Annotated in this window: 23 protein-coding genes; 11 read left to right on the top strand and 12 right to left on the bottom strand. The window is 67.7% G+C overall.

The window, feature by feature from the left end; all coding sequences use genetic code 11:
- Nucleotides 1-23: 23 nt before the first annotated feature.
- Entirely contained in the window at nt 24-311 is a 288-nt protein-coding gene (gene rpsF, locus NG1_RS00110; protein WP_040871220.1) for a 30S ribosomal protein S6, read from the bottom strand.
- Nucleotides 312-525: 214 nt separating this feature from the next.
- Here rpsF and NG1_RS00105 point away from each other — a divergent pair, with 214 nt between their 5' ends.
- Nucleotides 526-1,917 (top strand): glycosyltransferase family protein, encoded by a 1,392-nt coding sequence (locus NG1_RS00105; RefSeq protein WP_062966724.1) that lies wholly within the window; start codon nt 526-528, stop codon nt 1,915-1,917.
- Here the strand turns inward: NG1_RS00105 and NG1_RS00100 are convergent.
- Nucleotides 1,914-2,447, bottom strand: a complete 534-nt coding sequence (locus NG1_RS00100) for a CGNR zinc finger domain-containing protein (protein WP_062966722.1) — start codon at nt 2,445-2,447, stop codon at nt 1,914-1,916. The genes NG1_RS00105 and NG1_RS00100 overlap by 4 nt on opposite strands.
- 84 nt (nt 2,448-2,531) lie before the next feature.
- Here NG1_RS00100 and NG1_RS00095 point away from each other — a divergent pair, with 84 nt between their 5' ends.
- Nucleotides 2,532-3,431, top strand: a complete 900-nt coding sequence (locus NG1_RS00095) for a DMT family transporter (protein ID WP_245659729.1) — start codon at nt 2,532-2,534, stop codon at nt 3,429-3,431.
- A 1-nt stretch (nt 3,432) separates the two neighbouring features.
- Here the strand turns inward: NG1_RS00095 and NG1_RS00090 are convergent, their stop codons facing one another.
- The 3 genes from NG1_RS00090 to NG1_RS00080 form a co-directional block, all read right to left on the bottom strand.
- The gene (locus tag NG1_RS00090) at nt 3,433-4,056 is read right to left on the bottom strand and encodes a TerD family protein (protein ID WP_062966718.1); all 624 of its coding nucleotides are present in this window, start codon (nt 4,054-4,056) and stop codon (nt 3,433-3,435) included.
- A gap of 94 nt (nt 4,057-4,150) precedes the next feature.
- Entirely contained in the window at nt 4,151-5,251 is a 1,101-nt protein-coding gene (locus NG1_RS00085) for a DUF475 domain-containing protein (protein WP_062966716.1), read from the bottom strand.
- Nucleotides 5,252-5,409: 158 nt separating this feature from the next.
- Nucleotides 5,410-5,985: a TerD family protein gene (locus NG1_RS00080; RefSeq protein ID WP_062966714.1), complete on the bottom strand. Its 576-nt coding sequence runs from the start codon at nt 5,983-5,985 to the stop codon at nt 5,410-5,412.
- 145 nt (nt 5,986-6,130) lie between these two features.
- Here NG1_RS00080 and NG1_RS00075 point away from each other — a divergent pair, with 145 nt between their 5' ends.
- The 5 genes from NG1_RS00075 (at nt 6,131) to NG1_RS00055 (ending at nt 12,098) form a co-directional block, all read left to right on the top strand.
- The gene (locus NG1_RS00075) at nt 6,131-7,348 is read left to right on the top strand and encodes a hypothetical protein (protein ID WP_062966712.1); all 1,218 of its coding nucleotides are present in this window, start codon (nt 6,131-6,133) and stop codon (nt 7,346-7,348) included.
- 13 nt (nt 7,349-7,361) lie between these two features.
- On the top strand, nt 7,362-8,576 hold the full coding sequence (locus NG1_RS00070) for an HpcH/HpaI aldolase/citrate lyase family protein (RefSeq protein WP_084498588.1): 1,215 nt from the start codon (nt 7,362-7,364) through the stop codon (nt 8,574-8,576).
- An 80-nt stretch (nt 8,577-8,656) separates the two neighbouring features.
- Nucleotides 8,657-10,114 (top strand): phosphoribosyltransferase domain-containing protein, encoded by a 1,458-nt coding sequence (locus NG1_RS00065; protein WP_062966710.1) that lies wholly within the window; start codon nt 8,657-8,659, stop codon nt 10,112-10,114.
- Nucleotides 10,111-11,250 carry a cysteine protease StiP family protein gene (locus tag NG1_RS00060; RefSeq protein ID WP_245659728.1) on the top strand — a complete coding sequence of 380 codons (1,140 nt, stop codon included), beginning with the start codon at nt 10,111-10,113 and terminating at the stop codon, nt 11,248-11,250. Before NG1_RS00065 ends, NG1_RS00060 begins: the two co-directional genes overlap by 4 nt.
- Nucleotides 11,251-11,309: 59 nt before the next feature.
- Complete coding sequence (locus NG1_RS00055) at nt 11,310-12,098, top strand: HAD family hydrolase (RefSeq protein ID WP_062966708.1); 789 nt, start codon at nt 11,310-11,312, stop codon at nt 12,096-12,098.
- Here NG1_RS00055 and NG1_RS00050 read toward each other — a convergent pair.
- Nucleotides 12,070-12,639, bottom strand: coding sequence for a class IV adenylate cyclase (locus tag NG1_RS00050; RefSeq protein ID WP_062966706.1), 570 nt, complete (start codon nt 12,637-12,639; stop codon nt 12,070-12,072). The genes NG1_RS00055 and NG1_RS00050 overlap by 29 nt on opposite strands.
- Entirely contained in the window at nt 12,636-13,481 is an 846-nt protein-coding gene (locus tag NG1_RS00045) for a hypothetical protein (RefSeq protein WP_063910222.1), read from the bottom strand. Before NG1_RS00045 ends, NG1_RS00050 begins: the two co-directional genes overlap by 4 nt.
- Nucleotides 13,482-13,630: 149 nt before the next feature.
- Between NG1_RS00045 and NG1_RS36245 the strand changes: the two genes are divergently transcribed.
- Both NG1_RS36245 and NG1_RS00040 read left to right on the top strand, forming a co-directional pair.
- A complete protein-coding gene (locus NG1_RS36245) occupies nt 13,631-13,798 on the top strand; it encodes a hypothetical protein (protein ID WP_157113780.1) in 168 nt (55 codons plus the stop codon).
- A complete protein-coding gene (locus tag NG1_RS00040) occupies nt 13,795-14,052 on the top strand; it encodes a hypothetical protein (protein ID WP_062966702.1) in 258 nt (85 codons plus the stop codon). The genes NG1_RS36245 and NG1_RS00040 overlap by 4 nt, the downstream gene beginning before the upstream one ends.
- A gap of 209 nt (nt 14,053-14,261) precedes the next feature.
- Here NG1_RS00040 and NG1_RS00035 read toward each other — a convergent pair whose 3' ends face one another.
- Nucleotides 14,262-14,660, bottom strand: a complete 399-nt coding sequence (locus tag NG1_RS00035) for a MerR family transcriptional regulator (RefSeq protein WP_062966700.1) — start codon at nt 14,658-14,660, stop codon at nt 14,262-14,264.
- A 47-nt stretch (nt 14,661-14,707) separates the two neighbouring features.
- Here NG1_RS00035 and NG1_RS00030 point away from each other — a divergent pair, with 47 nt between their 5' ends.
- On the top strand, nt 14,708-15,505 hold the full coding sequence (locus NG1_RS00030) for an MBL fold metallo-hydrolase (RefSeq protein ID WP_062966697.1): 798 nt from the start codon (nt 14,708-14,710) through the stop codon (nt 15,503-15,505).
- A 2-nt stretch (nt 15,506-15,507) separates the two neighbouring features.
- Here NG1_RS00030 and NG1_RS00025 read toward each other — a convergent pair whose 3' ends face one another.
- The 4 genes from NG1_RS00025 to NG1_RS00010 all read right to left on the bottom strand — a co-directional run bounded on the left by NG1_RS00025 (nt 15,508) and on the right by NG1_RS00010 (nt 18,628).
- On the bottom strand, nt 15,508-16,353 hold the full coding sequence (locus tag NG1_RS00025; RefSeq protein WP_062966696.1) for a hypothetical protein: 846 nt from the start codon (nt 16,351-16,353) through the stop codon (nt 15,508-15,510).
- Between the two features lie 173 nt (nt 16,354-16,526).
- On the bottom strand, nt 16,527-17,291 hold the full coding sequence (locus NG1_RS00020) for an AIM24 family protein (protein ID WP_040871210.1): 765 nt from the start codon (nt 17,289-17,291) through the stop codon (nt 16,527-16,529).
- A gap of 7 nt (nt 17,292-17,298) precedes the next feature.
- A complete protein-coding gene (locus NG1_RS00015; RefSeq protein WP_062966693.1) occupies nt 17,299-17,994 on the bottom strand; it encodes an AIM24 family protein in 696 nt (231 codons plus the stop codon).
- Between the two features lie 10 nt (nt 17,995-18,004).
- Nucleotides 18,005-18,628, bottom strand: a complete 624-nt coding sequence (locus tag NG1_RS00010; RefSeq protein ID WP_062966764.1) for an AIM24 family protein — start codon at nt 18,626-18,628, stop codon at nt 18,005-18,007.
- Between the two features lie 180 nt (nt 18,629-18,808).
- Between NG1_RS00010 and NG1_RS00005 the strand changes: the two genes are divergently transcribed.
- Nucleotides 18,809-19,366: TerD family protein (locus tag NG1_RS00005; protein ID WP_174554904.1), on the top strand; the 558-nt coding region annotated here is incomplete at its 3' end.

Here is a 19,366-nt window from a genome sequence, read left to right as displayed (position 1 = left end):
CGACGCAAACGAGAGTTGCCGGACTACTTGTCGTGGCGCAGAACCTTGGTGCGCAGCACCGTCTCGTTCAGACCGAGCTGGCGGTCGAGTTCGCTCACGGTGGCGGGCTCGGCGGTCAGATCGACCACGGCGTAGATGCCCTCGGCGTGCTTGGCGATCTCGTAGGCGAGCCGGCGACGGCCCCAGATGTCGACCTTGTCGATCTTGCCGCCTTCGGTGCGAACGACACTGAGCAGGTTGTCCAGCGACGGACCAACAGTGCGCTCGTCCAGGCTCGGATCGAGGATGACCATCACTTCGTAATGACGCACGGACCAATCACCTCCTGTGGACTAGGAAACGGCCACGGACGGTCCGTGGCAGGAGGGTCGTTGCGTCAGCAACCCGAACAGGCTACATGAGCGGGGTGTGGGCAGTGAAATCGCCCCGCCGAGCCGCCCGGGCGAGCACGGGAGCGGTCCGCGCGATCACCTTCGGGGGAGGGGAACGGCGGCGCGGCCCGGACCGTCCGCTTAGGGTGGATCCATGCCGACCGCACTCGCCGCCAGCGACCTGCCCGCGGGTGGTGTGCGACGCCGCGCGGCATTTGCCGTGGTGGTGGTGTTGCTCTGCGGTCTCGTCCTGGGGCTGGCGTACGCGAACAAGGCGCGCTGCGCGGGGGCGCCGTTCAATGAGGACGGGCGCAGCACGGTTTTCGACGTCATCAAGGATTCGGACGTCTGCTATTCGGACATCCAATTCCTCTGGCTGGGCCGAGACATCAACGAGCACGTCTTTCCCTATGTGAGCGGCGGCATCACCGACGGCGGGGCCCTGGTCGGCGGCGCGGTGGAGTACCCGGTGCTCAGCGGTGTGCTGATGTGGCTCGGCGCCGTCGGCGCGCACAACGACGCCGATTTCCTGCGGTACTCCGCGCTGCTGCTCGCGCCGTTCGCGCTGCTGACCGCGTGGATGCTGGCTCGCCTGGCCGGAGGCGCCGCCCTGCTCTGGGCGGCCGGACCGCCGCTGGTGCTCTATGCCTTCCACAACTGGGAGCTCCCGGTGGTCTGCACGGCGGTGGCGGCCGTCTACGTGATGGCGACGTTGACCCGGTACTCCGTGCGTACCAGGGGAATCCTGGCCGCGGTGCTGCTCGGCCTCGGGTTCTGCCTCAAGCTGTACCCGGGGATCTTCGTGTTGCCGTTGCTGGCGTACGTGCTGACCGGCGGCGTCGACCGTGCCCCGGAGGAGCGCGAGCGCGAACTCGACCTGGGCGGCGCGCTGCTCACCGCCGCCGCGGCGATCGGCACCGTCGTCGCGGTGAACCTGCCGTTCGCGCTGGTGGGGTACGAGGGCTGGCGCGCGTCGATCACCTTCCAGCAATTGCGTCAGGCCGACATCACCACGAACTCGATCTGGTACTGGGGACTGCGGCCGATGTTCGGCCCGGACGCGCGCAGCGAGGCGGCGTTCCAGCAGGTGGTCACCATCGCCTCGCCGCTGCTGGTGCTCGCGGCGTTCGCGCTCGCGATGTGGCTCGGCTGGAAGCGTTACCTGACGGTCGGCGTATTCCCGTGGGTGGGCGTGAGCGGGGCGATGCTGTGTGGATTCCTGTTGTTCCACAAGGTGCATTCGCCGCAGTACACCCTGTGGCTGGTGCCGTTCCTCGTGCTGCTCGAGGTGCCCTGGTGGCTTATCGGCAGCTATCTCGTCGCCGACGCGGCCATCGGGATCGGGGTGTTCCGCTACTTCTACTCGATGGGTGCGGGCACCTCGGTCGAGCAGATGGAGAACGTCGTCCAATTCGGTGTGTGGGGGCGCGCGAGCCTGCTGGTCGTGTTGTTCTTCGTGTTCGTGTGGGCGATGCCCCGAGGGCACCGTTCGACGCCGCCCCCGGTGGCACACTCCGACCCCCGCAATCTGGTTCCGGTGGTCTAAGGCCCGCCGTGCCGGGCGCGGAAGGCGGCGCTTTTGGCGCGGTTGCCGCACAGCGTCATGTCACACCAACGGCGCGAGCCGCCCCGGGAAGTGTCCACATAGAGCCGGGTGCATACGGTCCGGCCACACTCCTTGACGAGTGCCCCGCCACCCAGTAGCTCGATCGCGGAACGGGCGACGGCGGCCAAGGCGGCATCCGCGTCACCGGAGCGGACGACCGCGCCGCCGGTGCCCAGGCTGATCGAGGGCGGTGCTGCCACGGCGAACTCGTTGAGCGTGCGGCGGTCGGCGTCGTCGAAGGCGTGTCCGCGCGCGGCGGCCAGTGCCGACCGATAAGCCGCCTCGCGCAGGCGCACCGCACGCGCGAGGGTGCCCGCGTCGGCGGGCGGGGGATCGTCGAGCAGGTTCGCGGCGGCGATCCAGTCGGCGAGCGCGGCGGGTGTGGTGAGGGCGTCCTCGAACGTGGTCGAGCGCGCCTTGACGGTCCCGGCGAAGTCCAAGGCGAGATTTCCGCTCACGAAGGTGAACACGTCCTCATGGTAACCGCCTTGACAGGTTAGTCCGCAGGATGTCACGGTGATAACCGCCCAAGGTGGTTATTTTCGGGAGGTCCCGTGCAGAGTCGGTTCGCGATGGTGGCCGCGCAGCCGCTGTTCGTCCTGTTGTGGAGCAGTGCTTTCATCGCCGGTGTGATCGGGGTCGGCGCCGCGCCACCGCTGCTGGTGCTGTTCGTGCGCTTCACCGTCGCCGGGATTCTGCTCGTCGCGTACGCGCTGCTCGCGCGGGTCGAGTGGCCGCGCGGAAGTCGACTGCGCCATGTGCTCGTCGCCGGGTTGCTGATGCAGATGGTCCAGTTCGGCGCGTTCTACACGGCGATGGCCGAGCACGTCTCGGCGGCGGTGATCGCGCTCGTGCAGGGTTTGAATCCGGTGGTCATCGCCCTGTGCGCGGGACTGATCGGCGAAGTCGTCACCCTGCGGCAGTGGTTCGGCTTCGGTGTCGGGGGAATCGGAGTCGCGTTGGCCGTGTTCGACCAGTCCCACTTCTCACTGACCGGATTGGCGTTGTGCGTGGTGGGGTTGCTCGGGCTGAGCCTGGGCACCGTGTATCAGAAACGGTTCGTGCCCGCTGTCGATCCCAGGGCCGCCACGGCGTTGCACGTGGTGGTGAGTGCGCCGATCGCGGGGGCGCTGGCCTGGCTGTCGGGCCAGACGCACGTATCGGACGCGGGCCGCTTCGCCGGGTCGCTCACCTGGATGGTGCTGGTGAACTCCATGGCCGCGTTCCTGCTGTTCAACGCCATGCTGCGCCGCTGGGACGCGACCAGGGTGGGCAAGCTGTTCTTCGCGACGCCCGCCGTGACCGCGATCCTGGCCTGGCTGCTGATCGATCAGCCGTTGCGACTGCTGACGGTCGCCGGGCTCGGCATCGGCCTGGTCGGTTTGATGTTCGCCGCGCGCACGCCGACCGGCTCGGCGGTCGTGGCGCGGCAGCCCGTGCCCGCGGCGCGGTGACCTACTTTCGCCCTGCCTGCCACTGCATGCCCCACTGGTAGGCCTGGTCGAGTTCGCGCTGGGCGCCGTTGACGTAATGCACTTCGCGGTGCACGGTGATCCCGGCCCCTTGGTTCAGCAGCAGGGCGATGGCGCACGAGCGCGCGCCGTCCACCGGAGAGTCGAGGCGGACCTCGATCTGCGGACCGGACGTGGGGTAGAGCGTGACCACGCCGTCGGCGGCGGCCCAGTTGGGCACGCCCTCGTAGATGAAGGCGAAGATCAGGATGCGCCGGAACAACTCGGGCCGGGCGAGGTCGATGTGCATGTTCTCGCCCGTGGTCGCCGAACCGCTGCGGTCGTCGCCGTCGAGCCGGATGTAGGGCTCGGCCTCCAAAGTGCCGAAATTGTTCCCGATCGCCTGGACGACGCCCTTGGCTCCGGTGGACAGTTCGTAGAGGCAGCCGAGGTCCAGGTCGACGGGCTTGGACCGGCGGAAGAAACCCTTGGATCCGCTCGACCAGTTCAGGTTGACCCGCATGGTGCCCTGTTGCTCACCCGGCTTGGTCAGATTGATGCTGGGTGTCGCCTTCGACAGGGTCACCTTGGACAGGTTGACGCCGCCAGGGTTGGCGTTGATCGCCATGGCGCGATCCCCCCTCTGTGGAAACGAGAGCGGCAGCGGCCATCCGCTGGGATGGGGCCGCTGCCGCAACGGGTCTTCGGCTGCTTGCCGGGAATCAGCCTACCGGCGTGGGTTCCCGTTCGCTGTCCAGTTCCTCCTCGTCCGCTCGGCCGTTGCGGACGATGCTGGTGAGGAAGGCCGCGCCGATGAACGCGACGCCGACCAGGCCGGTGACGATCTCGTTGATGTGCACGCCGATCGAGACCAGCAGGATCGCCGCCAGCGCGCCGATCGCCCAGTGCGCGCCGTGCTCCAGGTAGACGTACTCCGACAGGGTGCCCTTGCGGACCAGGTACACCGTGATCGACCGGACGAACATGGCGCCGATCAGGCCGAGGCCGAGCGCGATGATGATCGGGTCGGAGGTGATGGCGAACGCGCCGATCACGCCGTCGAAGGAGAACGACGCGTCGAGCACCTCCAGGTAGAGGAACAGGAAGAAGCCCGCCTTACCGGTGGCCTTCACCAGCTCGGAGGGGCCGCCTTCGGTGTGCTCCTCGGTGTGGAACATGGAGCCGAGGCCGTCCACCGCGATGTAGGTGATCATGCCGAGCAGGCCCGCCACCAGGACGGTCGAGCGGTGCGCCTCGTCGGCGATGAACTCGGCGGTGAGGATCAGGCCGCCGCCCGCGACCACCACGGAGAGCATGTCCAGCTTGCCCGCCTTGGCCAGCGGCCGTTCCAGCCAGCTCAGCCAGGTGATGTCGCGTTCCTCGAAGATGAAGTTGAGGAACAGCAGCGCCAGGAACATGCCGCCGAACGCCGCGATCTGCGGGTGCGCGTCGGTGAGCAGTTTCTCGTAGCTGGGGCTGCCGTCCGGGAAGGTCAGCGCGTCGCCCGGGGGCGGGTTGAGGGCCAGGTCGAAGGCCCGGACGGGATCCAGCCCGGCCGTGATCCACACGATGGCCAGCGGGAAGACCAGCCGCATGCCGAAGACGGCGATCAACACGCCGATGGTGAGGAAGATCCGCTGCCAGAAAGCGCTCATGCGTTCGAGCACGGTGGCGTTGATCACGGCGTTGTCGAACGAGAGGGACACCTCGAGGATGCCGAGGATCGCGGCGAGCGCGAGTGCGGTCGGTCCGCCGTACACGACCGCAGCGATGAGCGAGAGCACCGTGACGACGAGGGACATGCCGAATATGCGCAGGACCACGCTGGGACCTTTCGTGAGTGAAGACGAGGCGGCGACGTTGCTACCAGCGTGGCTGCTGGATCGCCGGTTGTCCAACGCTGCTCCCAGGGCGCCGGCATGCCTGGGCCGCATGACGAGGGGGCCCGTCGCCGGGCCCCCTGCGAACAGCGAAGTGTTGCTTAGACGTTCACGCCGTAGTCACGGGCGATGCCCGCCAGACCGGAGGCGTAACCCTGGCCGATCGCGCGGAACTTCCACTCCGCGCCGTTGCGGTACAGCTCGCCGAAGACCATGGCGGTTTCGGTCGACGCGTCCTCGGTGAGGTCGTAGCGGGCGAGCTCCTCGCCGTTGCTGCGATCCACGACGCGGATGTAGGCGTTGCGGACCTGGCCGAAGGACTGCGAGCGGGAGTCGGCGTCGTAGATCGAGACCGGGAAGAAGATGCTCTCGATCGTGGGCGGGGTGTTTGCCAGGTCGACGTTGATGACCTCGTCGTCGCCCTCGCCCTCGCCGGTGCGGTTGTCGCCCGCGTGCTCGATCGCGCCCTCGGGCGAGCGCAGGTTGTTGAAGAAGACGAAGTGCTGGTCGGACAGGACCTTCTTGTCCGCGCCGGTCGCGATGGCGCTGGCGTCGAGGTCGAAGTCGGTGCCGGTGGTGGTCCGCACATCCCACCCGAGGCCGACTGCAACAGCAGTGAGGTTAGGCGCCGCCTTGGTCAGCGAGACATTGCCGCCCTTGGACAAACTGACACCCATGCGGGATTCCCTTTCAATAGTCCGTCATTGGTTCCCAGCATGTCCGAATCGCCGGGTACGTCATACGACAGTAGTAGGTTTCCGCGAACTTGCGTAGGAACCGGCGTAACCCCCGGCGAACAGGAAGATCTCCTACCATCGGGGCGTGGCAGGGCGAAGGCGCGGTTGGTTCCGTTCGTCGGGAAACGACGAGTGGATCGAACATGCCCGCGCGGCGCTGGCGACGGCGTTCCTCGACATGGACCGGCGGCAGAGCGCGGCCGACGCGGCGGTGCACGCCGCCGATCAGATCTTCCCCGAGCGGCGGACGGGCGCGCGCTGGGAACCGGTGCGCCACAAGTGTTATGGCGCCGCAGAGGTCTATCTGACGTTGAGCGCGGAATTGGAGGCCGCGCAGCAGGGCGGGCCGCCGGTCCCGCAGGGCGGGCAACGCGTCGACGCCGCGGTACGGCAACTGACCGACGCGGCGCACGCCGTCGACGAGTTCTATCGCGGCGACCAGGGCAAGCTCGAAGAGGCGGTGGCCGTGCTCGGCGCGGTGCCGCGGTTGGCGCAGCAGGTGAAGGCCGCCGCCGCCGAGGTGCGCGGCCGGGCCGCCGAGTCGGAGTTCGCGAACTATCCGTCGGTGCGCAAGGGCGCCACCGCGGTCGACGAGGCGCTGGTCACACTGGAGGCGTCGGGTTCCGGCGCACCCGCGGGCGCGGTGCGGGAGGCCGCGAACCGGCTGGAGACGGCCACCAGGGAGCTGGCGGATGCATTGGCGCAAGCACCATCTCGGGCCGCGGCCGCGAACACCGCTATCTCCTCGGTGACAACCCGCCTTGCCGCCGTCCGGACCAGGGCCGAAGGCGTTCCGCAGGCCTTCTCGGCGCTGCTGCGCGAGTTCAATGCTGCGAGTTCGGCCGATCTGGCTAACAATGAGCGGGAAAGCCAGCGAGCCATCGAGGCCGCGGACGCGGCCTTGGGCAGGGCGCGTACGGCGGCGGCGGAGAACAATCCGGAGTTTGCACTTGATCTGACCACATCCGCGCGCGGGTTCCTCGCCGAGGCCGAGCAGCGGGTCGACGCCGTCACCAAGCGGCTCACCTTGCTGCGTGCGATCCGGTCCGACCCGCAAGAACAGGCCAAGGCCGTACGATTCCGGCTGCGGGACGCGCAGATGCTCGCGGTGAGCCGCGGGCTGGTCGCCGAATGGGGTTCGGTGCTCGACGCGCAAGCGGCACGGATCGACCGAATCAGCGAAACACTGTCGGGGCGTCATCCCGACTACTGGGCCTATGTGACGGAACTGAATGCCGTTACGGAATTCATAGCCGGGGTAGTGGAACGAATGAGAAGACAAGCAGGACCACGACGAGAATGAGGATGGGGCAACGATGACCGCAGGCATCGCCGTCCAGCAGGAGGTTTCCCTGCGGAAGCGAATGCCGCTGCGCCACTTCCGGCAGTTGCACGGCCCGGAGGCGAGGCGACTCTTCCACCGGCAGCCCGAGCCGTTCGGCGACGACCACACCGATCGCGAGTTGCTCGCGGTCGGGCTCGGCGCGACGCTGTACGCGCCCGCGACCAGGCCCGATCTCGCGCTGACGATCGGCAGGCGCGCCGAGCACGGGGTGTGTTCGATGGTGATCGACCTCGAGGACGCGGTGGCCGATCACGAGGTGGAATACGCCAAGCAGCAGACCGTCGCCGCGCTCGATCTGCTCGCGAGCAGCCACGACGCCAATCCCCTGTTGTTCGTCCGGGTGCGCGACGCGGACACGATCACCGAACTCATCGAGCAACTCGGACCGGGCGCCAAGGTGCTGACCGGGTTCGTGTTCCCGAAGTTCGACAGCGTCACCGGACCGAAGTACCTCAACGCGCTGAACATCGCGGCCCAGCGGGTGGACCGGCCGCTGTACGGGATGCCGGTGCTGGAGTCGCCGGGGCTGGTGCATCGGGAGACCCGCGATTACGAGCTCACCCAGATCGCGGCGCTGCTGGCCGCGCACCGGGAGCGGGTGCTCGCGGTGCGGGTGGGCGCGACCGACATGTGCTCGACGTTCGGCATCCGCCGCGACCGCGACCTGACCATCTACGACGTGCGCGTGGTCGCCGACGTCATCGCCGACATCGTGAACTACCTGGGGCGCGCGGACGGTACCGGGTTCGTCATCACGGGGCCGGTGTGGGAGTACTTCGCCGATCACGAACGGATGTTCCGGCCGCTGCTGCGGACCGCGCCGTTCGAGGAGTCCGACGCGGTGCCGTTCCGGCAGTACCTGGTCAGCCGGGATCTGGACGGCTTGCTGCGGGAGATCACGCTGGACCGGGCCAACGGCATCCAGGGCAAGACGGTGATCCACCCGTCGCACGTGTCCGCCGTGCACGCGCTGTCGGTGGTGTCGCACGAGGAGTACTCGGACGCGCTGGACATCCTGCGCGAGGACGTCGGCGGCGTGGCGGCCTCCGGTTACCGGAACAAGATGAACGAGATGCGGCCGCATCGCAGTTGGGCGCGACAGACCTTGTTGCGCGCACGGGTGTTCGGCGTGGCGAACAAGGGAGTGTCGTTCGTGGATCTGCTTACCGCGATGGTCACCGTATGAACGGCCGAGCGACCGAACTCGGTAGCAGCGAAATTCCCTGGGCAACAAGAACTCTCGGCATATCGCTGCATTGCGACCCGATGCGCGAACGCGATTCGGACCGGCTGCGCTCGGCGCGGCTGCCGATCACGGCGCTGGTCCAGCCGGGTGTTCGCCACAACAACCGGCGCAGGGCGCACCTGCTGGTATCCACCGTGCTCGGCAAGCACCTGCCGACCGATCCGCGGGTGGTGCTCGGCGCGGGCGATCACCTGGGTGATCTGGTGCGCGCGGTGCTCGGTGAACGCGAAGCCGTCGTGCTCGGGTTCGCCGAGACCGCGACGGGACTCGGCCACTGTGTGGCCGCGCGGATCGGCGCGAGCTGTTATCTCCATTCGACCCGGCGCGAGGTGCCGCACGCGCAGACGCTCGCCGGGTTCGAGGAGGGGCATTCGCATGCCACCTCGCACCTGCTACAGCCGGCGCCGGCCGACATCTTCGTCAACGACCTGCCGCTGGTGCTCGTCGACGACGAGATCTCCACCGGTGCCACCGCGATCGACGCGGTGCGCGCGTTGCACGCCTTCTCGCCGCGCGCCCACTACGTGCTCGCGTCGCTTGTCGACCTGCGCGATGAGAGCGACCGCGCCGCGTTCGATGCGGCCGCCGCCGAACTCGGCGCGCGTATCGATACCGTCTGCCTCGCCACCGGCCGGGCGTCGCTGCCCGAGGGGCTGAGCGATGCGGTCGGCGCGCTTCCCGAACCGCGGCTCAATCCGACCGCCGGGCGCCTCGGTTCCTTCGGACGGGTCGAACTCCCGTGGCCCGCCGCTGTTCCCGAGGGCGGCAGGCACGGCATCCTCGCCTCCGATACCGACGCGTTCGAGGCCGCGCTGCTGGAGGCGGGGCAGGTGCTGACCGCCCGGCTCGGCGCCGATTTCCCCGGCCGGGCCACCATCGTGCTCGGGCACGAAGAGCTGATGTACCTGCCATTGCGGTTGGCGGCGCTGCTCGCCGAGTCGGGGAGGCGCACGCGCTTCCAGACCACGACACGGTCGCCCGCGTACGTGCTGGACGAGCCGGGGTATCCGTTGCGGCGGGGGTTCCGGTTCATCGCCCCGGAGCCGGGCGATGTCGCGCCACGTTATCTGTACAACGCGCACTGGGCCGTGGATTCGCTCGACTTGTTCGAGGCCGACCTGGCGGGGCTGGGAGCGCTGATCACCGATTCGGCTCCGGCACGCGGCGGCGACGGGGTCGCGATCGCGGCGGAGGGCGTGGACAGCGACGGCGGGCGTGCTCGCCCGGCGGCCGCTCCGGCGCGCGGGGAGAAGGTGGCCCCGATCGCCGGTGACAGTGGCGGTGACCATCCGGCGATCGATCCGGTGCTCGTCGTGGTGGTCGACTCGCCCGCCGACACCTCCGCGTTGACGGCGGAGAACGGGCTGGTCGACGTACTGACCGCTTCCGGAGCGGACGTGCTGCTCGCGGTGCTGCCCGAGGCGGACCCGCGGCGGCTGCACGCCGAACGCGCGACAGCGAACGGGAGCCGGGCGTGACGAGTACCGAGGTGGGTGCGCTACCCACGCCGCTGCACGGGCCGGAGTTCGGCTCCTACGCCGCCGACGAGGTCTCCTGGCTGCTCAAGGACCTGTCGGGCGTCGATCTGGAGGCCGACGTCGCCGAGCGGGAACGGCGGATCCAGGCGGGGCAGGCGCACTACGCGGAGTCGCTGCCGATCGAGTACCAGCCGGACGCGACGTATCGGTCGCTGTTCGACGAGGTGCTGGCGGCCAGCGCCGAGCGGCTCGCGCTGGCCGTGGCGACCGTCTCCGAGCTGGTCGTCGCCGAACGCGGCGAGGACATCGTCCTGGCGTCGCTGGCGCGGGCGGGCACGCCGGTCGGGATTCTGATGCGCCGCTGGCTGCGTTGGCGGCGTCCGAGCCTCGAGATTCCGCACTACGCGGTGTCGATCGTGCGGGATCGCGGCATCGACGCGGTGGCGCTGGACTACCTGGCCGAGCAGCACGATCCGGCCTCGGTCGTGTTCGTGGACGGATGGACCGGCAAAGGGGCGATCACCCGCGAGCTGACCGAGGCGCTCGACGCCTATCACGCGGCCGGTGGCGCGCGGTTCGACGACGAGTTGGCGGTGCTGGCCGATCCCGGGTACTGCGTGCGCACCTACGGCACCCGCGACGACTTCCTGATCGCCTCGGCCTGCTTGAATTCCACCGTTTCCGGCTTGATCTCGCGCACGGTGCTCAACGACACGCTGATCGGCCCCGGTGATTTCCACGGCGCCAAGTTCTACCGCGAACTGGCCGGTGCGGATGTGTCCGGACGTCTGCTGGATGTCGTGAGCGGCGCCTTCGACGCGGTCCGCGACCGGGTGCCCGCGGAGGTGGCCGCGGTCCGCGCCGGTGACCGGACGCCCACCTGGTCCGGCTGGGCGTCGGTGGAGCAAGTGCGCGAGCGGTACGGCATCGCCAGCGTGAACTTCGTGAAGCCCGGCGTCGGCGAGACCACGCGGGTGCTGCTGCGGCGGGTGCCGTGGCGGGTGCTGGTGCGCGAGGCGGACGCGCCGGAGCACGCGCACATCCGGATGCTCGCCGCGGCCCGGGGTGTCCCGGTCGAAGTCGTCGCGGACCTGGCATATTCGTGCATGGGATTGATCAAGGACGTGCAGCAGTGAACCTATCTCCGACAGCACACCGAAGACGCGCGCTGATCGCGACCGACCTGGACCGGACGATGATCTACTCGCGTAACGCCTTCAGCACCACCGCCGACGTGCCGACGGTCTGCGTGGAGCATCTGGAAGGGGCGCCGCTGTCCTTCATGACGACCACCGCGGCGCTGCGGATGCAGACCCTGACCGAACCCGCCGCCGTCGTTCCCACCACCACCCGCACCATCAAACAGTTCGACCGCATCCGGCTGCCCGGAGCGCCCTGGCGCTACGCGATCACCAGCAACGGCGGGAACATCCTGGTCGACGGCGTGCCCGATCTGAGCTGGCGCATCGATATCGACGCCAAGGTCCGTGCGGGAGGCGCCAACCTGTCCGAGGTGAGCAAGGAATTGCACGCCCGCATCGATGACTCCTGGGTCACCAAGTTCCGCGTGGCCGACCACCTCTTCTGCTATCTGGTGGTGAAGCCCAAGGAGGTGCCCGAGGGATTCCTGGCCGAGTGGGACGACTGGTGTCGTCCACGCGGCTGGTCGGCATCCCAGCAGGGCCGCAAGATCTACACCATGCCGCAGGCCGTCTGCAAGAGCCGCGCGGTCGACGAGGTGCGCAAGCGCCTCTGGGAAGGCGGAGAACTCGCCGACGATGCCCGCACGCTCGCCGCGGGCGACGGCGCCCTCGACGCCGACATGCTGCGCGCCGCCGACTCCGCCATCCGCCCCCGCCACGGCGAACTCGAACAACTCAATTGGACCCACCCCAACCTCACCATCACCCGAGCCACCGGCATCCTGGCGGGCGAGGAAATCATCAACTGGTTCATCAAGGCAGCTCCGACGCCCGCCGAGTAGCCAGCACGGCATCCGTGTACTGCTCGGTGGTGAGATCACTGTCAGTGATGCCGAGCTGATGGAGCGCGGTCCGAACGACCTCCAGCGCTTGCGCCAGCTCCGACTCGGACACCATCGTCTCCAGCTCGATGAACGTGCCGTCCAATTCGGGAACGGTCACCAGCGTGGCAACGAGTTCGCGGCCCTCGCATTCGAATCGATAATTGACGCAATGCTTTTCGAAGCTGATCAGGTCTATGAGGCCGAGACCGCGCAGCACTGAGTCGATCACCGAGGGATCGGCCACTTCGGTCTCGTATTCCGGTTTGGACCCGCTGGCCGTATCGACCGCGGGTTCCTTGTATGTCAGTAGCGATCGCCGCTCGTTATCTGCCGTGATCGTCCGCAGCCGCAGCTCACGACCCTCCACCGACAATCCCCCGTCCCGCAGGTCGTAGTAGGTGTCCTGATACCTGGAGCGCTGCCCTGCATCGCGAACCGACAGCGCAGCCCGTACGGACTCCACGTCTTGGACCCGAGCCTTGAGTTCGGCCTCGATCATGTGGCGGATCCTTCCTCGATCGGCCGGGCTTGGAGCCACATCTGCTCGAACTGTCGTAGAAATCCAGCATGCAGGACGCCATCGGTCGCCGCCGTGAGCTTGTACATCCCTGAGCGATGTCCCTCCGCCGCCGCGCCGAACGCAGACAGATACAGCGTCTGATCGAAGATCAGCATCCGCCATGTGGGCAGCGTGTCGTAGACAGCGACTCGTAGTTCGACGAAAGGATGATCGCGGAATTCTGATGTCCGGGCCAGAGCCAGCTCGATCCCAGCGGCGAAGGACTGTCTCGATTCACCTATTTCTGCCGCTCGGAGGCCAGTGGCGTGGGAATCGGGGTCGAGCAGCAGAGCTCGGACACTGACACGGTTGGTCCGCTGCATCAACGCGCCGCGCAGTAGCGAGTCGTTCAGCGCAAGCAGACCCAGGCCGCGCACTGCCAGCAGATCGATCCGATCTGCGACCGAGGCGCATCGGCGAAGTTCGGCGTCGGCCTCCGACTGAAGGGTGAATGCTTGCGCGATCTCCGCATGGCCGGTGAGTGTCTGTACGTGACGTGGAGCTAGGCCGAACAAGACGCGCGCGTGGTCCGGCATCGAGATACCGTCCGCGATCCGTTCGAATACATCGAAGCGGGTGACGGTTCGTCTGCTGTTGATGATCTCATTGACCCGACCCTGGCCAAGTCCTACTGCCCCTGCGATACGTGCTTGGCTCGCTCCCGTGTATCGCTGAATTGAGCGAAGGAGCGCCGATACATCGCGTCGGCGCAGAAGCGCGGCGACCTCGGGTTTGTGCCAGACCGCCGCAGGGACGTCGATTCCCCCATACCTCGTCTCCATGGTGTCCAAGCGTATATCTCACAGTGAGATACCTGCAGAGGTATCGAGCCAAAGGCATCCGCGAAGTCACAATCTCTCCGTAAGTGTCGCTCTGCCAAGGGTTTTCTTGAGCTGGCGGCGACAACTCAAGTCTGCCGAGAGGTTGTGTGATGCCCGCAGATCTCGTTACCGCCACCGTTGTTGTTGTCGCAGTCCTGTTCGGGCTGTGGATCATCTGGTATGTCCTGCCGTGGCTTATCGACCGGGAGGCCGAACCCGATGAATCGGTCGATGTGTATGACATCATCCAGCGCGTCGAGCGGGAGACCGATCGATGACCATCTCGTCGGCCGATGCGGACCGGCGCATGATGCACCGTAAATGCGCGAAGGACAGCTCATTCCGATCCTTCGAGCAAGCCCTCTTCGTCGCGAATGTCCACTCCGGTCATGGTCCCGGCTGCAAGCAGTACTCGTCCGCCTCGGCCTACAGCCTCGGATCCGCGGAGAACCAGCCGTGGGCCGACTGGGAGCGGACGAACAAGATGGTCCTGCGGCATGGATGGAGCACCCTGACGGAACGTGGTCGGTAGTCGATGAATATGGCTTCCCCAGCGAACCTTTCATAGTTGTCGACGGGAAGGCATTCTCTGTCGACTGGGTCGGCGCGAATGTGTGTCCGTCCGGCGAGCAATCCCGGTGGACCACTGCTTCATTCACAGGCTCCGACGGGGATGTCGTCTCGATTGAAGATGACGATCCTTCGCCCGACTCCACGCCCTGACAAGCCGCATTTGCGCACTCACGCCGACCTGGTGGCCGGTTCGAAGGTGGACTTGAAGTCCGGGCATTCGACCAAGGGGTCGTGGGTGCAGGTGGAGGCGTGGCGGAGGCTGTCGCGCATGCGGATGAGGCGGGTGATGTCGTCGTCCAGCTGCCTGGCTTTTTCCGCCATGCGGGTGCGTAGTTCGGCGTCGGTGGGGGAGGCGCGCAGGAAGCGGGCTATCTCGGCCAGGGTGAAACCGGCGCCGCGAGCGCAGGCGATGAGGGCGAGGCGGCCGAGGATGTCGGGGTGGTAGGTGCGGCGCAGGCCGTTGCGGCCGGTGGCGGTGATGAGCCCGCGTTTCTCGTAGAAGCGCAGTGCGGAAGGGGCGAGGCCGGTTCGCTCGCCGACTTCGGCGATATCGAGCAGGTCGTTCATCTCGTCTCCTTGACTTGAACCGCGCTTCAAGTCACAGACTAACTCGCATGACGATCCATCACCTCAATTGCGGCTCGGTTCGGCAGATCGAAGCCACCTACGACGGACCGGCGCCCGCCCATGCCGTGAACCACTGCCTGCTGGTCGAGACGGCATCCGACGGGCTGGCCCTGATCGAGACGGGCATCGGTCTCGATGACGTGCGTGACGCGGCGGGCACGCTCGGGGCGGACTGGGTGGCGATGGCCCAGCCCGTGCTCACCGAGGACGAGACGGCGATCCGGCAGGTCCAGCGGCTCGGCTACGACCCCGCCGACGTCCGGCACATCATCCTCACCCACCTCGACGTGGACCACTGCGGCGGACTGCCCGACTTCCCGCACGCGCGGGTCCACGTCCTCGCCGCGGAACTGGCGGCGGCGCGAGCCGAAGCGCCCAGCTTCCGTTACCGCCCCGCGCACTGGGCCCACGACCCGCTCTGGCAGACCTACCCGTCGGACCCGACGGGACAGTGGTTCGGCTTCGACGCGATCCAACCGAAGGACCTGCCCGGCGACTTCCAGTTGATTCCGCTGGGCGGGCACACCGCGGGCCACACCGGCGTAGCGGTCCGCGACGGCGAACGTTGGCTGCTGCACTGCGGCGACGCGTACTACTACCATCGCGAACTCGATCCGGCGCCGCAGCCCCACCCGGTGCTCGACATCGTGCAGACCACCTCCGAGGTCCACCGCGACCTGCGACTGGGCACCCAGGCGCGGCTGCGCGAACTACACCGCGATCACGGTGCCGAGGTCACTTTGATCAGCGCGCACGACCCGTGGGAGTTCCAGCGCGCGAGCTGAATTCACCGACGCTGCCAGCACTGTGCCCGGTCGTCGAGATTCCACCACGAGATGTAGCCGGGGTCCTGGTCGAGCAGAGTCCACCCGGCCTCGAGCGCGTCGAAGAACGCGCTGTCGGCCGTGCGCCCGCCGCGCGGTTCGCCGATGTAGAGCAGCAGCGAGCCGCCCGCGTCCTGGTAGGCGGTGAGCGTCGTCGAAGCCATGGGGTTCTCCCAGCCGGGCGGCCAGCAGAGGAACAGCGCGTCGTCGGCGTGGGCGGCGGCGAGATCGGCGGTCGACACGGGTGGCGTCGCGGTGGGGTGCCAGGTCGCGGGCAGTCCCGCGGCGGTGGGGAATGCCGTGTTGACCGCCCGGTCCGGCGGGTGTGAGTCGAAAGCATTGGTGGGCACACCCATTCGGGTGAGCTGGTAGGCCCAATAGCCGCGCCCGGCGCCGACTTCCAGCACCGATTGGCCCTGCGCGACGTCCGCTATCCAGCGCAATGTCGCGGGCGAGGGGATCGCGTAGGCGTAGGCGGCTTGCAGCAGTATCTGCGCGTACGCCAGTCGCGCACTGCCTTTCGGGTTACCACCGTTCACCTCGGAGCGGTTCGCGCGCTCCCACGGCCCCGGCGATACCGCCGCGGCGACGATGTCCCAGTACGGGTTCGTGCTCGCGCCACCGGTCATGTAGTGCAGCAGGTGTAGGTCGAACGTGGCGTCGGCGATGTCGTCCCCGGTGCCGGGCAACCGGCCCGCGGCGGCCCAGTAGTCGGCGACCCGCGGATACGCTGTCGCGAAGCAGAATTCGTCGTGGGCCGGGTGCGTCAGCGCCGTGCGACGCTGCGCCGAAAGCGCCGAGTCAGCCATGACCCGATTCTGCGCCGACCGTGGACCTGCGCCGGTGCGCATCGAGACGAGTTCACCGTTCCGTCGCGAATCCTTCGCTCTCCGTATGTGATCCGCCCGTCAGCGAGAGTTGCTCTGACACGGTTTGCTCACGCCCTGACCGGCTCGCCGTCGCGCGTCCGGCATGCCGGCGCTCAGTACTGCTGCTGCCCCGCCAGTTGCTGCGCGATGAGCCCTTGCAGTCTTTGCAGGCCGCCGACGGTGATGCCGCTCTGGATCTGTCCCTCGATGGTGCGTACCAGCATCGAGTCGCTGAGCACCTTCTCGCTGGATTGAATCAGCACGGTGCCCGCGCCGGTGAACTCGAACTGACGCTCCTCACCGGAGTTCACGCCGAAGCGCGCCGCACCGGCGGCCAGGAAGTTCGAGATCCAGCGCTCGTCGTAGTGGTGGCTGGGGGAGGGACAATCCGCCCAGCCGACCAGCGATTCCGGGTCGACACGCAGCGGCGGCTCGGCGAACATGACCGGTCCGTTGGAGGAGGCGAGGAACTTGCCGGTGCCGATGAGGGTGAGGAAGCCGGGCACGATGGATTGGTTGAGCGACAGGCCCGGCTCGAAGGCCAGCAGGTTCGCCGCCCGGATGGTCAGGTTCCCGTTGTCCTCGAGGTCATAGGAATTGATGTCGTAGCCGCGGTCGCCGATGATCAGCTTGCCGTGCCCCTCCGCGACGACGTAATCGCCGGTGAACAGCGGCGCCGAGAACTGCTGCGACACCATGTGCAGCAGCCCGCCCTGCAACCCGTGGGTGAGCATCTGGAACCGCATGTCGCCGTAATAGGCGATCATCGCGCCCTTGCGCATGAACCACGGCTTGTTCAGGTCGATGCAGTACGCGTAGCTGTTTCCCGGGATGTTGTCGCTCTCACCGAGATTCATGGGGTTGAGGATCTGGGACATACCCTGCTCACAACTTCTCTTCGGAGGCCTGCACGTAGACGACGCCCTGCCCGGCGCAGTGCAATTGCATCGCCTCGCCGGAACCGCGGCCGACGGCATCCCGCCAGCTCAGTGCCGCTTTGAGCTCGGTCTGCACGTTGCCGTAAGCGGCGACGAAGGCTTGCGGGTCGACCACGATCGGATTGGGCCCGCCCACTTGCAATTCCAGGAATCCGCCGTGCGCGAGCAGCACCGCGGCCCCCTGCCCGGACAGTTGGGTGGTGAACATGCCCTGCCCGGTCAACGCGCCCGAGGCGGCGCCACGCAGCGCGCCCATCAGGCCGCCACCGCCTCCGCCGCCCGAACTCATCACCGACACCACCGAACTCTGCAATCCGGCGGTGTTGGCCAGCAGCCGCGAAGCCTCGACGCGCAGCGCCGCGCCCGGCTGCATGTGCACCACGTGGACCTCCAGGCCCGCGAATCCGTAATGGACCTGGCCGTTGCCCTGCGCGAGCATGGTGCGCTCGTGCTCACCCGCCATCGCGCGGCCCGCCAGCCCCATCAGCCCGCCCATGCCGCCCATACCCTGGGCCCCCGGAATCTGATGGGGGGCAAACGAAACGTCGCCGGTATAGAACAGCATCGCGCCGTTGCGGGCGACCACACCGCCCGCCATCCCGACATCGACCTTGACGACTTTGCCGTTGACCTTCTCGAACACCCGCTCGCCCCTACCGTTCCGCCGGTTGGATCAACACCACGCCCTGGCCGTCCCAGCGCAGCGAAAACGCCTCGCCCGCATCCTGGCCGACGAAACTGCGCCAGGACACGTCGGTGACGAAGGACTGGTTGAGGTTCCCGCGCGCCGCGACGAACGCGTCCGGATCCACGATCAGCGGGTACTGCGGGGAAACCTCCAGGTGGATGAGCGGACCGCCGGCCGAGAGCAGCGCGACCTGACCCTGGCCGGAGACGGTCGTGGTGAACAGGCCCTGCCCGCTGGACGCACCGCGCAACCCGGCGAAACGCACATCGGTGCGCAGGTTCCCGGCGAACGCGAGCAGTTGCTGCGACTCCACCTGTAGCGTCTCGTTGTTCAGATCGACCACGGTGACGTGCTGGCCGTTGACGGCGAAGAACACCCGGCCGTGCCCGGCGCACTCCATCAGCGACAGCTTCTCACCGGTGGCGCGGCGCTTCAGCCCGGCGATCACACCGTCGCCTCCGCCGAAACCGGCCGCTTTGAACTGGACGTTTCCCTCGTAGGCAATCATCGAGCCGGAGATCGCGCGGAGGCTGGTTCCGGACAGATGAGCCTCGATCACCTTCTTCGATTGCTCGAACAGTTGCGCCATGCGGTGTCTGCCTGCTGTCTCGATCGGGAACACGGTGCGATCGCCGTATTCCATCTGCGTGCCGTCACCCTAACCGATGTTTCGCGAGTGTCGGGGTAGCTCGGCAGTTGAGTACAAGCGCCGCGCAGCGCGTTTCTCGTAGAGTGTCAGGCGAACGCACCGACAAGCGAAGGGTCGAACTTGTCCGCAACTCTCGCCAAGGGCCAGAACGGTCCGCTGGCCACCAACGACGTGGTGATTTCCGTCCAGCTCACGGCGCCGTCGGATCTGTCGGCACTACTGGTCACCGAGCGGGGCAAGGTCCGTTCCGACGCCGACTTCGTCTTCTTCAACCAGCCCAGCGGCCCCGGCGTCAACTTGCAGCCCGCGCCCGCGGGCCAGCCCGCGTCGCTGGCGGTGTCGTTGAACGCCGTGCCCGCCGACATCGATCAGATCCGCGCGGTGATCACGCTGGACGACGCGAACAGCAATTTCGGCATGTTCCCCGCCCCGACCGCGATCGTGTCGGACGCGGCCGGTAATCAGTTGTACGAGTACCGGATCGAAGGGCTGAACACCGAGTCGATCGTGATCGCGCTCGAGCTCTACCGTCGTCAGGGTGGGTGGAAGGTACGTGCGGTCGGACAGGGCTACGCGGGCGGTTTCGCCGCGCTGGTCACCGATCACGGTGTGACGGTCGATGATGCGCCCGCCCAGCCCGCGCAGGCGCCGCAGGCCCCGCCGCCTCCGCCGCAGCCG

The organism is Nocardia gamkensis NBRC 108242, from assembly GCF_001612985.1.
In the GTDB taxonomy this organism is placed as follows: domain Bacteria; phylum Actinomycetota; class Actinomycetes; order Mycobacteriales; family Mycobacteriaceae; genus Nocardia; species Nocardia gamkensis.
This window is presented reverse-complemented; position numbering and strand designations above follow the sequence as displayed.

What these genes read in the sequence shown, in the direction of transcription:
- NG1_RS00035 (WP_062966700.1), bottom strand. Translation starts at nt 14,660, where the DNA reads ATGAACGACCTGCTCGATATCGCCGAAGTCGGCGAGCGAACCGGCCTC.
- NG1_RS00020 (WP_040871210.1), bottom strand. Translation starts at nt 17,291, where the DNA reads ATGTCCCAGATCCTCAACCCCATGAATCTCGGTGAGAGCGACAACATC.
- NG1_RS00030 (WP_062966697.1), top strand. Translation starts at nt 14,708, where the DNA reads ATGACGATCCATCACCTCAATTGCGGCTCGGTTCGGCAGATCGAAGCC.
- NG1_RS00050 (WP_062966706.1), bottom strand. Translation starts at nt 12,639, where the DNA reads ATGATCGAGGCCGAACTCAAGGCTCGGGTCCAAGACGTGGAGTCCGTA.
- NG1_RS00090 (WP_062966718.1), bottom strand. Translation starts at nt 4,056, where the DNA reads ATGGCGATCAACGCCAACCCTGGCGGCGTCAACCTGTCCAAGGTGACC.
- NG1_RS00080 (WP_062966714.1), bottom strand. Translation starts at nt 5,985, where the DNA reads ATGGGTGTCAGTTTGTCCAAGGGCGGCAATGTCTCGCTGACCAAGGCG.
- NG1_RS00105 (WP_062966724.1), top strand. Translation starts at nt 526, where the DNA reads ATGCCGACCGCACTCGCCGCCAGCGACCTGCCCGCGGGTGGTGTGCGA.
- NG1_RS00065 (WP_062966710.1), top strand. Translation starts at nt 8,657, where the DNA reads ATGCGCGAACGCGATTCGGACCGGCTGCGCTCGGCGCGGCTGCCGATC.
- NG1_RS36245 (WP_157113780.1), top strand. Translation starts at nt 13,631, where the DNA reads ATGCCCGCAGATCTCGTTACCGCCACCGTTGTTGTTGTCGCAGTCCTG.
- NG1_RS00040 (WP_062966702.1), top strand. Translation starts at nt 13,795, where the DNA reads ATGACCATCTCGTCGGCCGATGCGGACCGGCGCATGATGCACCGTAAA.
- NG1_RS00070 (WP_084498588.1), top strand. Translation starts at nt 7,362, where the DNA reads ATGACCGCAGGCATCGCCGTCCAGCAGGAGGTTTCCCTGCGGAAGCGA.
- NG1_RS00025 (WP_062966696.1), bottom strand. Translation starts at nt 16,353, where the DNA reads ATGGCTGACTCGGCGCTTTCGGCGCAGCGTCGCACGGCGCTGACGCAC.
- NG1_RS00055 (WP_062966708.1), top strand. Translation starts at nt 11,310, where the DNA reads ATGATCTACTCGCGTAACGCCTTCAGCACCACCGCCGACGTGCCGACG.
- NG1_RS00010 (WP_062966764.1), bottom strand. Translation starts at nt 18,628, where the DNA reads ATGGCGCAACTGTTCGAGCAATCGAAGAAGGTGATCGAGGCTCATCTG.
- NG1_RS00045 (WP_063910222.1), bottom strand. Translation starts at nt 13,481, where the DNA reads ATGGAGACGAGGTATGGGGGAATCGACGTCCCTGCGGCGGTCTGGCAC.